Below are 13,055 nucleotides of genomic sequence, written 5' to 3' on the forward strand. Positions count from 1 at the left end.
AAGCGGGCAGCCTCTTCAGGGCGACAGTTGAAAACTGTCTTATTGCTTGGCGGCAGCCAGCTGGGCAGCAACTTCTTCGGCGAAGTTGTCGACCGGCTTCTCGATGCCTTCGCCTACTTTGAAGTAGGTGAAAGAAACGATTTCTGCACCGGCTTTCTTGGCCAGTTCGCCAACCTTGATTTCAGGGTTCTTGACGAACGCCTGCTCAACCAGGCTTGCTTCGGCCAGGAACTTGCTGATACGGCCTTTGACCATGTTCTCAACAATGTTTTCTGGCTTGCCTTTGATTTTTTCTTCGTTCAGCTGCAGGAACACAGCTTTTTCACGCTCGATCGCTTCAGCCGAAACTTCCGAAGGCAGCAGGAACTCAGGGTTGCTGGCTGCTACGTGCATTGCGATGTCTTTAGCCAGCTCTACGTTGCCGCCTTTCAGAACAACCGCTACACCGATTTTGTTGCCGTGCAGGTAGCCACCAACAACATCACCCTCAACGCGAACCAGGCGACGGATGTTGACGTTTTCGCCAACCTTGCCGACCAGTACCAGGCGAGCAGCTTCTTGAGCTTCAACCAGAGGCTCAACGGTAGTCAGCTTGTCAGCGAATGCTTTTTCAACGCTGGCAGCAACGAATGCCTTGAAGTCATCCTGCAGAGCCAGGAAGTCGGTCTGCGAGTTCACTTCCAGCAGAACAGCGGATTTACCGTCTTCTTTCAGAGCGATAGCGCCTTCAGCAGCAACGTTGCCTGCTTTCTTGGCAGCCTTGATGGCGCCCGAAGCACGCATGTCATCAATGGCTTTCTCGATGTCGCCGCCAGCCTTGGTCAAGGCCTTTTTGCAGTCCATCATGCCTTCGCCAGTACGCTCGCGCAGTTCTTTGACCAACGCTGCAGTAATCTCTGCCATTTCAAAATTCCTCTTGGATAGGTTTTCAACCATTCCACCCGATCGAACGGGCGATCAATTCTTCCCGAAACACCTTTGTAAGTCGCTGCACGTTACAAAAGCTGTAGCTGCGCTACCGACAAACGGTTTTCGAGGTGGCAAAAAGGGGGCCAAGCCCCCTTTTTGCTTACTGAGTCAACGCCTAGGCGCTAATTACTCAGCTGCAGCTGCCGGAGCTTCTTCAGCGAACTGCTCGGTGCCACCAGCAACGTGGTTGCGACCGCGGATAACAGCGTCAGCCATCGAACCCATGTACAGCTGGATAGCGCGGATTGCGTCATCGTTGCCTGGGATGATGTAGTCAACGCCTTCCGGGCTGCTGTTGGTATCGACTACGCCGATAACCGGGATGCCCAGCTTGTTGGCTTCGGTGATCGCGATGCGCTCGTGATCAACGTCGATAACGAACAGTGCGTCTGGCAGACCGCCCATGTCCTTGATACCACCCAGGGAACGATCGAGCTTCTCAAGATCGCGAGTGCGCATCAGCGCTTCTTTCTTGGTCAGCTTGGCGAAAGTACCGTCTTCGGCTTGCACTTCAAGGTCACGCAGACGCTTGATGGAAGCACGGATGGTTTTGAAGTTGGTCAGCATGCCGCCCAACCAGCGGTGATCGACGTACGGCGAACCGCAACGTGCTGCTTCTTCAGCAACGATCTTGCCAGCGGAACGCTTGGTGCCGACGAACAGAATCTTGTTTTTGCCCTGAGCCAGGCGCTCTACGAAAGTCAAAGCTTCGTTGAACATTGGCAGGGTTTTTTCAAGGTTGATGATGTGAATCTTGTTACGAGCGCCGAAAATGTACTTACCCATTTTCGGGTTCCAGTAACGGGTCTGGTGACCGAAGTGCACACCGGCCTTCAGCATATCGCGCATGTTGACTTGGGACATGATAGTTCCTTAATAAGTCGGGTTTGGCCTCCACGTATCCCAATGACCAACCAGCAGCATCAGCTGAAGGCACCCAGGTCATCGTGTCGACACGTGTGTGGATTTAAGCCTTTCGGGGTATCCCCGGAAAGCGGCGCATTTTATATCACAGGACTGCAAAAAACGGAACCCGGATTCTCAATTCGTGACGCGCAGCTTCATGCGCGCCCTTGGAATCGTTCAAGATTGCACCAAACTATAGAGACAAGCGACGCACAGAGGCTCAGATTTGCACTGATCGTCTGTTAGAATTGCGTTTTTAAGGGTCGCGAAGATCGATCGCGCATTGCCCATTTCGTATTAGCGAGCGCCATCGAGCGCAGAGAGAGCCTGTATGACCGTCACCCTCAAAACCCCCGAGGACATTGCAAAGATGCGTGTCGCCGGCAAACTGGCCGCCGATGTGCTGGAAATGATTGCCGAACACGTCAAGCCGGGCATCACCACCGACGAGCTGGACCGCATCTGCCACGACTATATCGTCAACGAACAGAAAGCCATCCCTGCCCCGCTCAACTACAAAGGCTTCCCCAAGTCGATCTGCACCTCGATCAACCACGTGGTCTGCCACGGCATCCCGAACGACAAGCCGCTCAAAGATGGCGACACGCTGAACATCGATGTCACCGTTATCAAAGACGGCTACCACGGCGACACCAGCCGCATGTTCCATGTCGGCACCGTGCCGGTCTGGGCCGAGCGTCTGTCGCAGGTCACCCAGGAATGCATGTACAAGGCGATCGAACTGGTCAAGCCGGGCTGCCGCCTGGGCGACATCGGCGAAGTCATCCAGAAGCACGCTGAAAAGAACGGTTTCTCGGTGGTTCGCGAGTTCTGCGGCCACGGCATTGGCAAAGTCTTCCACGAAGAGCCGCAAATCCTGCACTACGGCCGCGCTGGCACCGGCATGGAGCTCAAAGCGGGCATGACCTTCACCATCGAGCCGATGATCAACCAGGGCAAGGCGGATACCAAGGTGCTGGGCGACGGCTGGACCGCGATCACCAAGGACCGCAAGCTCTCCGCGCAGTGGGAACACACCCTGCTGGTGACCGAAACCGGTTACGAGATCTTCACCCTGCGCGCCGACGACACCATCCCGCGCGTTTCGGCCTGATCCGAACCACGCAGCTCCCAGCTTTATAGACAGGAATGCCAATCGATGCCGCAGGTGGATCCCGAACTCTTCGACCGCGGCCAGTTCCAGGCTGAACTGGCCTTGAAGGCAAGCCCGATCGCGGCCTTCAAGAAGGCGATCCGTCAGGCCCGCGAGGTGCTCGACGGGCGCTTCCGCAACGGCCGCGATATTCGCCGGCTGATCGAGGATCGCGCCTGGTTCATCGATAACATCCTGCAAAAGGCCTGGGAGCAGTTCAACTGGAGCGAAGACGCCGATATCGCGCTGGTCGCGGTCGGCGGCTACGGTCGCGGCGAGTTGCACCCTTATTCCGACATCGACCTGCTGATCCTGCTCGACAGCGCCGATCACGAAATCTTCCGTGACTCCATCGAGCGTTTCCTGACGCTGTTGTGGGACATCGGCCTGGAAGTCGGTCAGAGCGTTCGCTCCGTGGACGAATGCGCCATCGAGGCCCGCGCCGACCTGACGGTTGTCACCAACCTGATGGAAAGCCGCACCATCTGTGGTCCCGAGCGTTTGCGCCAGCGCATGCTCGACGTCACCAGCACCGCGCACATGTGGCCGAGCAAGGACTTCTTCCTGGCAAAACGCGCCGAGCAGAAGGCCCGTCACCACAAATACAACGACACCGAATACAACCTGGAACCCAACGTCAAAGGTTCGCCCGGCGGCCTGCGCGATATCCAGACGATTCTGTGGGTGGCCCGTCGCGAGTACGGCACTCTGAACCTGCGAGCCCTGGCGGGCGAAGGCTTCCTGGTGGAGAGTGAAAACGCCCTGCTGGCCTCGTCCCAGGAGTTCTTGTGGAAGGTTCGCTACGCATTGCACATGCTCGCTGGCCGCTCCGAAGACCGCTTGCTGTTCGACCACCAGCGCTCGATAGCCGGACTGTTGGGTTTCGAAGGCGATGACGCCAAGCACGCCATCGAAAACTTCATGCAACAGTATTACCGGGTAGTCATGAGCATCGCCCAGCTCAGCGACCTGATCATCCAGCACTTCGAAGAAGTCATCCTCGCCCCGGAAGATCAGGCGCCACCGCAGCCGATCAACTCGCGATTCCAGCTGCACGACGGTTACATCGAAGCGCGCAGCGAAAACGTATTCCGCCGCACACCGTTCGCCATGCTCGAGATTTTCGTGCTGATGGCCCAGCAGCCGGAAATCAAAGGTGTGCGCGCCGACACCATTCGTCTGCTGCGCGAGCATCGCCACCTGATCGACGACGACTTCCGCAACGACATACGCAATACCAGCCTGTTCATCGAGCTGTTCAAGTGCAAGATCGGCATCCACCGCAACCTGCGCCGGATGAACCGTTACGGCATTCTCGGCCGTTATCTGCCGGAGTTCGGCTTCATTGTCGGGCAGATGCAGCACGACCTGTTCCACATCTATACAGTCGACGCCCATACCCTGAATCTGATCAAGCACCTGCGTAAGTTGCAGTACACACAGGTGTCGGAAAAATTCCCGCTGGCCAGCAAGCTCATGGGCAAATTGCCCAAGCCCGAGCTGATTTACCTCGCGGGCCTGTACCACGACATCGGCAAGGGTCGGCATGGCGATCACTCGGAAATCGGCGCGGTGGATGCCGAAGCCTTTTGCCAACGCCACCAGTTGCCAGTGTGGGACAGCCGCCTGATCGTCTGGCTGGTACAGAACCACCTGGTGATGTCGACCACCGCTCAGCGCAAGGACTTGTCCGACCCGCAGGTCATCCATGACTTCGCCCAGATTGTTGGCGACGAAACCCGTCTTGATTATCTGTATGTATTGACCGTCGCCGACATCAATGCCACCAACCCGACATTATGGAATTCCTGGCGCGCCAGCCTGTTACGCCAGCTCTACACCGAAACCAAACGTGCCTTGCGCCGCGGCCTGGAAAACCCGGTGGATCGGGAAATGCAGATCCGCCAGACCCAGAGCGCCGCCCTGGACATCCTGGTGCGCGGCGGGACCGACCCGGACGATGTCGAACAGCTGTGGTCGCAACTGGGCGACGACTACTTCCTGCGTCATACCGCCGGCGACGTAGCCTGGCACACCGACGCGATCCTCCAGCAACCCGCTGGTGGCGGGCCGCTGGTGCTGATCAAGGAAACCACCCAGCGCGAATTCGAGGGCGGCACGCAGATCTTCATTTATGCCCCCGATCAACACGACTTCTTCGCCGTGACCGTGGCCGCGATGGACCAGCTCAACCTGAACATTCACGACGCCCGGGTCATCACGTCCAGCAGCCAGTTCACCCTCGACACCTATATCGTGCTCGACACTGACGGCGACTCGATTGGCGACAACCCGGCGCGGGTCAAACAGATCCGTGAAGGCCTGACCGAAGCCCTGCGCAACCCCGACGATTACCCGACGATCATCCAGCGCCGCGTACCGCGCCAGCTCAAGCATTTCGCGTTCGCGCCGCAGGTGACGATCCACAACGACGCCCAGCGTCCGGTGACCGTGCTGGAGCTCAGTGCTCCGGACCGCCCGGGCTTGCTGGCGCGCATTGGCACGATCTTCCTGGAGTTCGATCTGTCGCTGCAAAACGCCAAGATTGCGACCCTCGGCGAACGCGTGGAAGACGTGTTCTTTATCACCGACGCGAACAACCAGCCGTTGTCCGACCCGCTGCTGTGCACCCGTTTGCAGGATGCAATCGTCGAACAGTTGACCGTCAGTAACGAACCCGAGATCCAATTGTCGCGCATCAGCATCTGAGTTAACCCATTCCCCCCTGTGGGAACGAGCCCCTGTGGGAGCTGGCTTGCCTGCGATAGCATCACCTCGGTGCATCTGACACACCGAGGCGCCTGAATCGCAGGCAAGCCCGACGCCCACACAAAGCTCGCTCCCACATTGAACGAGGCCCCGCATGAACAACGCTTTGAACCAGTTGCAGCCCTACCCGTTCGAAAAGCTCCGCGCCCTGCTCGGCAGCGTCACGCCAAACCCGGACAAGCGCGCCATCGCGCTGTCCATTGGCGAGCCGAAGCACCGTTCGCCAAGCTTTGTCGCCGAAGCCCTGGCCAGCAATCTGGATCAGATGGCCGTGTACCCGACCACCCTTGGCATTCCCGCCCTGCGAGAAGCCATTGCTGCCTGGTGCGAACGCCGTTTCAGCGTCCCGAGCGGCTGGCTCGACCCTGCGCGCAACGTGCTGCCGGTCAATGGCACCCGCGAAGCGCTGTTCGCCTTCACCCAGACCGTGGTCAACCGTGGCGACGACGCGCTGGTAGTCAGCCCGAATCCGTTCTATCAGATCTATGAAGGCGCGGCGTTCCTCGCCGGGGCCAAGCCGCATTACCTGCCGTGCCTGGACGAAAACGGTTTCAACCCGGATTTCGATGCCGTATCGCCAGACATCTGGAAGCGTTGCCAGATCCTGTTCCTGTGCTCGCCGGGCAACCCGACCGGCGCACTGATTCCGGTCGACACCTTGAAGAAGCTGATCGCCCTGGCCGACGAACACGACTTCGTTATCGCCGCGGACGAATGCTACAGCGAGCTGTACTTCGACGAGCAAACGCCGCCAGCCGGCTTGCTCAGCGCCTGCGTCGAGCTGGGCCGCAAGGATTTCAAGCGTTGCGTGGTATTTCACAGCCTGTCCAAGCGCTCCAACCTGCCAGGCCTGCGATCGGGTTTTGTGGCCGGTGACGCCGAGATCCTCAAGGGCTTCCTGCTCTACCGCACCTACCATGGCTGCGCCATGCCGGTTCAGACCCAGTTGGCCAGCGTTGCCGCGTGGAACGACGAAGTGCATGTGCGCGCCAATCGTGCGCTGTATCGCGAGAAATACGATGCGGTACTGGAAATCCTCGACCCGGTGATGGACGTGCAGCGCCCGGACGGTGGTTTTTACCTGTGGCCGAACGTTGAAGGCGACGATGAAGCGTTTTGCCGTGATCTGTTTGTAGAGGAACACGTGACCGTGGTGCCGGGTTCTTATCTGTCTCGCGAAGTTGATGGCTTCAATCCGGGCGCCGGGCGCGTGCGCATGGCACTGGTTGCGCCGCTGGCGGAATGCGTGGAAGCGGCCGAGCGGATTCGCGCCTTTATCCAGCGCCACAAGTAACACCAACCAAGCCTGTACTGTGCAATGCAGTACAGGCTTTAACGAAAGAAATATTAGTTAACCGCTTTAAACTTTACCCTCTTCAGCCGAACAACTAACCTCCCATCAAGCAACCGCTACAAGACCACGTAAACATCACTATTACACTTATCTTCCATACCGTTTATAAGGATATAAACCATGAACAATTTTCTTTCGTGCGACATTCAAACTCCTGTTGATCCTCGTGCCTCTTACGAAGCGGCTACACAAGAAAGAAAAAGCAACTCACCGCAAAGCAAATCAAATAGACCTACCCTCAGTATTGGCGCGCACACGAAGTACTGGGCAACGGGTAGAACACTCAAAATTGCCATCAATCGCTGGGACGACGACTTATTCAATACCGTCAAAAACTCCATCAACCAGTGGGCTCCTTACGTCAATCTCAATTTCGAATTCGTCGACCTCAGTGATAACGACGAACTCTTTGAAGGTGATATTCGCATCGACCTCTCACCTTTCTACAACAAGGTGGCGTTCTCCCGCATCGGCACAGATGCATTAACGACGCCTGCCAATGAAGTCACCATGGGTTTAGGAATCAATAGTACCGATGAAAATTATAGTGCCGTGGTGATCCATGAGTTTGGTCACGCTTTGGGTCGACTGCACGAACACCAACACCCTGACGCCGATATTCCTTGGGACCGGGAGAAAGTTTATGAGGCACTTCAACGCAACCATGGAATGTCGAGGGCTACAGTAGACGCCACTTTATTCCCCCTCCCTCGGGATAACAGCGCGACTTATGCCCCCTATGACCGACACTCCGTGATGCATTATCAAGTAACGAACGACGCCACCCTTGGCGATTGGGAGCAACTTCAAAACAAACACCTCAGCGAAGGCGATATCGCGTTCGCTCGGCGAGCTTATCCATCAACCTGACCGAGACCGGTGAAGGTATTACTTGACCGCACCGAGATTGGCTTCACTCAAGTCCAATTCTCCCAACACTTCGCGCAATACGTCATCACCAATCTGGTGATGACGGCTCAGGCTGTACAGTTCAAGGCGTTGCGCCCGCAGCGCCTTCAAGCGCAATCGTCGCTCCAGCAGGTCCATCTGAAACGCCAGCGCCTGGGCTTCCGCCGAGTCGTTGAACACCTCCAGCTGATGCCGATACTCGGACATGATCCGCGCTTTCAGTTCCACAGCCAGCGCGGCCTGTGCGGCGTCTTGCGGATTGACCTCTTCGATTTCCAGCGCATGGATCGCCGCTTCGGCCGTCTTGCGCCAGGCGTCACGCACTTCGTTACGGCGCTTGTCGTCGGGACTTTTCTCGATGCCGCGCAGCAACAGAGGCAACGCGATGCACGCGGAGATCAACGACAGCAGAATCACGCCGGCGGCGATGAAGATCAGCAGATCGCGCTCGGGAAACGCATTGCCTTCCAACAGCAACGGTACCGACAGTATGCCCGCCAGCGTCACGGCCCCGCGCACCCCGCCGACCGTCAACAACCAGCAGGAACGTGCGGTCGGCACTTGTGTCATCTCTCCCCTGCCGCGCCAGCGCCGCAGCACAACAGACAAGCGCCAGATGCTCTGTACCCAGACGAAGCGCAACACCAGCAGCACCAGAAATATGGCGACCACGTCCAGGCAACGGTAAAGCAGTGTCGGCCACAACGACGTTTCATGGCTGGCCACGGCCTTGATGATGTCCGGCAGTTGCAAGCCCAGCAGCAGGAAAATCAAACCGTTGAAGGCAAACTCAAGCAGCGACCAGACACTGCGATTGAGCAATCGGGTGCTGGTCTGGCGCGGCAGCAGATCGAGCCAACTCTGCATCATCCCCGCCGCCACGGCGGACAAAATGCCGGATGCACCGAGACGTTCCGCCACCACATAAGCGGCGAACGGCAGCAGCAACATAAACACCACATGAGTCGCTGGATCATCCCAGCCGCGAGCGATCATCCACGAACGCAGACGTCCCACCAGCCAGCTCAATGCGACGCCGACCGCCAGGCCGCCGGCCGCCACCAACACGAAGGTCACACTGGCGTTGGCCAGCGAGAAAACGCCCGTTACCGCTGCTGCCAAAGCAAATTTGAACGTCACCAGGCCCGAGGCATCGTTCATCAGCGCCTCACCTTGCAACATGTGCATCAACGGCGTGGGCAGACGATCCCGGGAGATGGCCGAGACGGCCACGGCATCCGTGGGCGACAACACCGCCGCCAAGGCAAACGCCACTGGCAGCGGAATGCCGGGTAACAACCAGTGAATGAAATAGCCGGCGCCGACCACGGTGAACAGCACCAACCCCACCGCCAGTGTCAGGATCGGCCCGCGCAGGCGCCAAAGTTCACGCTTGGGCATTCGCCAGCCATCGGAAAACAACAGCGGCGGCAGAAACAGGAAGAGGAACAGTTCGGGATCCAGGGCCACATGCAGACCCAACGTCGGCCAGGCCAACAACGCACCCGCGCCAATCTGTACCAGCGGCAATGGCAACGGGATCACCCGTCCGATCAGGCGTGAGACGCCGACCAGCATCAACAGGATCAGGACGGTGTAGGCGGTTTGCATAAAGCGTGGGTTCCCAGGCAATCGACAGCATCGAAGTGCCATATTAGCCGCTTAGACTGCCGGCTGGCCGTTGCACTAATGTCGCACGCAACAGCTGGCTACCTGACAAAGAGACAAACCCGACCACAGCCGACGCGAAACCGTCCGGTCATGGCATAATCCGTCACCTTTAATTTCCAGCACCTGCAAAGGGGGCAATTCCTTGACCGTTTCAAGTAAAACGTTGCACCTTTTCGGCATCAAAGCCTGCGACACCATGAAAAAGGCGCGCACCTGGCTCGATGAACACGCTGTCAGCTATGACTTTCATGATTACAAGACGGTCGGAATCGACCGTGAACACCTGACCCAATGGTGCGACGAGCACGGTTGGCAAGTGGTGTTGAACCGTGCAGGCACGACCTTTCGCAAGCTCGACGACGAACGCAAAGCCGATCTCGACCAGCGCAAAGCCATCGAACTGATGCTCGCACAACCCTCGATGATCAAGCGCCCGGTGCTTGATCTCGGTGACCGAACCCTGATTGGCTTCAAGCCAGATATCTACGCGGCCGCACTCAAGTAAGCAGCCCGTTCCATTTTGTTAGAGGTATCAACATGTCCACTACTCTGTTCAGCCTGGCCTTTGGTGTCGGCACTCAAAACCGTCAAGGCGCATGGCTGGAAGTGTTTTACGCGCAGCCGCTGCTCAATCCATCGGCTGAACTGGTCGCTGCCATCGCACCGGTTCTGGGTTACTCCGAAGGCAATCAGGCCATCGCATTCAGCACCGCCCAGGCCTCGCAACTGGCTGAAGCGCTGAAAAATGTCGACGCTGCGCAAGCCGCGCTGCTGACCCGCCTGGCCGAGAGCCACAAGCCGCTGGTCGCCACTATCCTGGCCGAAGACGTGCAACTGACCTCCACGCCTGAGGCTTACCTCAAGCTGCACCTGCTGTCCCATCGTCTGGTCAAGCCGCACGGCCTGAACCTGGCCGGTGTGTTCCCGCTGCTGCCGAACGTGGCCTGGACCAGCCAGGGCGCGATCGACCTGGCCGAACTGGCCGAGCATCAACTGGAAGCCCGCCTGCGCGGCGAGCTGCTGGAAGTGTTCTCGGTGGACAAGTTCCCGAAAATGACCGACTACGTAGTACCGGCCGGCGTGCGTATCGCTGACGCGGCGCGTATTCGTCTGGGCGCTTACGTGGGCGAAGGCACCACCGTGATGCACGAAGGTTTCGTCAACTTCAACGCCGGTACCGAAGGCCCGGGCATGATCGAGGGCCGTGTGTCGGCTGGCGTGTTCGTCGGCAAGGGCTCGGACCTGGGCGGCGGTTGCTCGACCATGGGCACCCTGTCGGGCGGCGGCAACATCGTGATCAAGGTCGGCGAAGGCTGCCTGATCGGCGCCAACGCCGGTATCGGTATCCCGTTGGGCGATCGCAACACCGTTGAGTCGGGCCTGTACGTGACCGCTGGCACCAAAGTGGCGCTGCTGGACGAAAAAAATCAGCTGGTCAAGGTCGTGAAAGCCCGTGAACTGGCGGGTCAACCTGACCTGCTGTTCCGCCGCAATTCGGAAACCGGTGCCGTGGAATGCAAAACCCACAAATCGGCGATCGAACTGAACGAAGCGCTGCACGCTCACAACTAAGCGTCGAATGACCCACTGTGGGAGCGAGCCGGCTCGCTCCCACAGGGTTTGTCGTACATCCGCCCATGTTTAACAGGGCCCGATAGCATGTTGATTCGCTCTCCCTGGCGCGCCGACTTCCCGGCCATCGCCGCGCTGCAACGGCAAGACCAGACGTATCTGGACAACGCCGCCACCACGCAAAAACCTCAAGCCCTATTGGACGCCCTGGCGCATTACTACGCCAATGGCGCGGCCAACGTGCATCGGGCACAACATTTGCCCGGCGCCCACGCCACCCAGGCGTTCGAGGCCAGCCGCAGCAAGGTCGCTCACTGGCTGAATGCCGGCGACTGCGGGCAAATCATCTTCACCCACGGCGCGACTTCCGCGCTGAACCTCCTGGCTTATGGCCTCGACCACTTATTCAATCCAGGCGATGAGATTGTCATCAGCGCCCTGGAGCATCACGCTAACCTGCTGCCGTGGCAGCAACTGGCGCAACGTCGCGATTTGAAACTGGTGATTCTGCCTCTGGACGGCGACGGTTTGATTGACCTCGATGCCGCCACGCACTTGATCAATCCACGTACCCGCTTGCTCGCCGTCAGTCAGCTGTCGAACGTGCTCGGCGCCTGGCAGCCGTTGCCGGCATTGCTGGCGATGGCCAAGGCGCATGACGCCTTGACCGTGGTCGACGGTGCTCAAGGCGTGGTTCATGGCCGCCATGACGTGCAGGCGCTGGGTTGCGACTTCTATGTGTTTTCCAGCCACAAGCTGTATGGCCCTGACGGTTTAGGCGTGTTGTTCGGGCGCAATGAAGCGCTGAAACAATTGCGTCACTGGCAGTTCGGCGGCGAAATGGTGATGGATGCGGACTACCAGAGCGCACGCTTTCGCCCTGCCCCGCTGGGTTTCGAAGCGGGTACACCGCCGATTGCGAGTGTGATTGGCCTGGGGGCGACGCTGGATTATCTGGCGGGGCTCGATCAGGACGCGGTGTGCGCCCATGAAGCGGCGCTGCATGACTATTTATTGAAAGGTCTTGAAGCCCGCAAAGGCATTCAATTGCTCGGCAAGCCACAGCTGGCATTGGCCAGTTTTGTCGTAGAGGGTGTGCATAACTCTGATCTGGCACATTTGCTCACCGAACAAGGGATCGCCGTTCGCGCCGGTCATCACTGTGCCATGCCGTTGCTGAAAAGCTTCGAACTGGCCGGAGCGATCCGGGTGTCGTTGTCGCTGTACAACGATTCCGAAGATCTGGAACGCTTCTTCGAGGCGCTGGATCAGGCCCTGGAGTTGCTGCGATGAGCTTGCCCGCCGAGGCCGTTACAGCGCTGGAGACCTTTCAGAGCGCTTCCAGCTGGGAGCAACGCGCGCGATTGCTGATGCAATGGGGCGAGCGCCTGCCGGCATTGAGCGCTGAGGATAAAGTCGACGCCAATCGTGTACACGGCTGTGAAAGCCAGGTGTGGCTTGTGGGCTCGCTGGAGGACGGTCACTGGCAGTTCGCGGCGAGCAGCGATGCGCGGCTGATTCGCGGGTTGGTGGCGTTGCTGCTGGCGCGGGTCAACGGCTTGTCGGCGGCTGAGCTGCGAGAAGTGGATTTGCCGGAGTGGTTCAATCAGCTAGGGCTTTCGCGGCAACTGTCGCCTTCGCGCAGTAACGGCCTCAATGCCGTGCTCCAGCGGATGCGAGAACTCGCCGCCTGACCGATGATCGTTCCCACGCTCTGCGTGGGAATGCAGCCCGGGACGCTCCGCGTCCCTT

The 13,055-nt window shown here is 58.7% G+C and carries 11 protein-coding genes; 8 read left to right on the plus strand and 3 right to left on the minus strand.

Annotated elements, in window-relative coordinates:
* Nucleotides 1–39 precede the first annotated feature (39 nt).
* Together tsf and rpsB are read right to left on the minus strand one after the other, a co-directional pair.
* On the minus strand, nucleotides 40–903 hold the full coding sequence (gene tsf, locus QRN31_RS04090) for a translation elongation factor Ts (protein ID WP_285430369.1): 864 nt from the start codon (nucleotides 901–903) through the stop codon (nucleotides 40–42).
* Nucleotides 904–1,095: 192 nt separating this feature from the next.
* Entirely contained in the window at nucleotides 1,096–1,833 is a 738-nt protein-coding gene (rpsB, locus tag QRN31_RS04095) for a 30S ribosomal protein S2 (RefSeq protein ID WP_090187835.1), read from the minus strand.
* A gap of 373 nt (nucleotides 1,834–2,206) precedes the next feature.
* Between rpsB and map the strand changes: the two genes are divergently transcribed.
* The 4 genes from map (at nucleotide 2,207) to QRN31_RS04115 (ending at nucleotide 8,021) form a co-directional block, all read left to right on the plus strand.
* Nucleotides 2,207–2,989 carry a type I methionyl aminopeptidase gene (gene map, locus QRN31_RS04100; RefSeq protein WP_090187838.1) on the plus strand — a complete coding sequence of 261 codons (783 nt, stop codon included), beginning with the start codon at nucleotides 2,207–2,209 and terminating at the stop codon, nucleotides 2,987–2,989.
* A gap of 45 nt (nucleotides 2,990–3,034) precedes the next feature.
* Nucleotides 3,035–5,737, plus strand: coding sequence for a [protein-PII] uridylyltransferase (locus tag QRN31_RS04105; RefSeq protein ID WP_285430371.1), 2,703 nt, complete (start codon nucleotides 3,035–3,037; stop codon nucleotides 5,735–5,737).
* A 154-nt stretch (nucleotides 5,738–5,891) separates the two neighbouring features.
* Nucleotides 5,892–7,091, plus strand: coding sequence for a succinyldiaminopimelate transaminase (gene dapC, locus QRN31_RS04110; protein ID WP_285430373.1), 1,200 nt, complete (start codon nucleotides 5,892–5,894; stop codon nucleotides 7,089–7,091).
* Between the two features lie 180 nt (nucleotides 7,092–7,271).
* Complete coding sequence (locus QRN31_RS04115; protein ID WP_285430374.1) at nucleotides 7,272–8,021, plus strand: M12 family metallopeptidase; 750 nt, start codon at nucleotides 7,272–7,274, stop codon at nucleotides 8,019–8,021.
* 18 nt (nucleotides 8,022–8,039) lie between these two features.
* Here the strand turns inward: QRN31_RS04115 and QRN31_RS04120 are convergent, their stop codons facing one another.
* Nucleotides 8,040–9,671 carry a Na+/H+ antiporter gene (locus QRN31_RS04120; RefSeq protein ID WP_285430376.1) on the minus strand — a complete coding sequence of 544 codons (1,632 nt, stop codon included), beginning with the start codon at nucleotides 9,669–9,671 and terminating at the stop codon, nucleotides 8,040–8,042.
* Nucleotides 9,672–9,873: 202 nt separating this feature from the next.
* On the opposite strand from QRN31_RS04120, the gene QRN31_RS04125 reads away from it, so the two are divergent.
* The 4 genes from QRN31_RS04125 (at nucleotide 9,874) to QRN31_RS04140 (ending at nucleotide 12,997) form a co-directional block, all read left to right on the plus strand.
* A complete protein-coding gene (locus QRN31_RS04125; RefSeq protein WP_222589966.1) occupies nucleotides 9,874–10,236 on the plus strand; it encodes an ArsC family reductase in 363 nt (120 codons plus the stop codon).
* Nucleotides 10,237–10,268: 32 nt separating this feature from the next.
* Complete coding sequence (gene dapD / locus QRN31_RS04130) at nucleotides 10,269–11,303, plus strand: 2,3,4,5-tetrahydropyridine-2,6-dicarboxylate N-succinyltransferase (protein ID WP_285430377.1); 1,035 nt, start codon at nucleotides 10,269–10,271, stop codon at nucleotides 11,301–11,303.
* An 87-nt stretch (nucleotides 11,304–11,390) separates the two neighbouring features.
* Complete coding sequence (locus QRN31_RS04135) at nucleotides 11,391–12,596, plus strand: aminotransferase class V-fold PLP-dependent enzyme (RefSeq protein ID WP_285430378.1); 1,206 nt, start codon at nucleotides 11,391–11,393, stop codon at nucleotides 12,594–12,596.
* Nucleotides 12,593–12,997, plus strand: coding sequence for a SufE family protein (locus QRN31_RS04140; RefSeq protein WP_285430379.1), 405 nt, complete (start codon nucleotides 12,593–12,595; stop codon nucleotides 12,995–12,997). The genes QRN31_RS04135 and QRN31_RS04140 overlap by 4 nt, the downstream gene beginning before the upstream one ends.
* Nucleotides 12,998–13,055 lie beyond the last annotated feature (58 nt).

The organism is Pseudomonas sp. fls2-241-R2A-110 (assembly GCF_030209165.1).
Taxonomy (GTDB): Bacteria; Pseudomonadota; Gammaproteobacteria; order Pseudomonadales; family Pseudomonadaceae; genus Aquipseudomonas.

Bases quoted from the DNA above. Each gene is read 5' to 3' on its own strand.
- tsf (WP_285430369.1), bottom strand. From the start codon at position 903: ATGGCAGAGATTACTGCAGCGTTGGTCAAAGAACTGCGCGAGCGTACT.
- rpsB (WP_090187835.1), bottom strand. From the start codon at position 1,833: ATGTCCCAAGTCAACATGCGCGATATGCTGAAGGCCGGTGTGCACTTC.
- map (WP_090187838.1), top strand. From the start codon at position 2,207: ATGACCGTCACCCTCAAAACCCCCGAGGACATTGCAAAGATGCGTGTC.
- QRN31_RS04105 (WP_285430371.1), top strand. From the start codon at position 3,035: ATGCCGCAGGTGGATCCCGAACTCTTCGACCGCGGCCAGTTCCAGGCT.
- dapC (WP_285430373.1), top strand. From the start codon at position 5,892: ATGAACAACGCTTTGAACCAGTTGCAGCCCTACCCGTTCGAAAAGCTC.
- QRN31_RS04115 (WP_285430374.1), top strand. From the start codon at position 7,272: ATGAACAATTTTCTTTCGTGCGACATTCAAACTCCTGTTGATCCTCGT.
- QRN31_RS04120 (WP_285430376.1), bottom strand. From the start codon at position 9,671: ATGCAAACCGCCTACACCGTCCTGATCCTGTTGATGCTGGTCGGCGTC.
- dapD (WP_285430377.1), top strand. From the start codon at position 10,269: ATGTCCACTACTCTGTTCAGCCTGGCCTTTGGTGTCGGCACTCAAAAC.
- QRN31_RS04135 (WP_285430378.1), top strand. From the start codon at position 11,391: ATGTTGATTCGCTCTCCCTGGCGCGCCGACTTCCCGGCCATCGCCGCG.
- QRN31_RS04140 (WP_285430379.1), top strand. From the start codon at position 12,593: ATGAGCTTGCCCGCCGAGGCCGTTACAGCGCTGGAGACCTTTCAGAGC.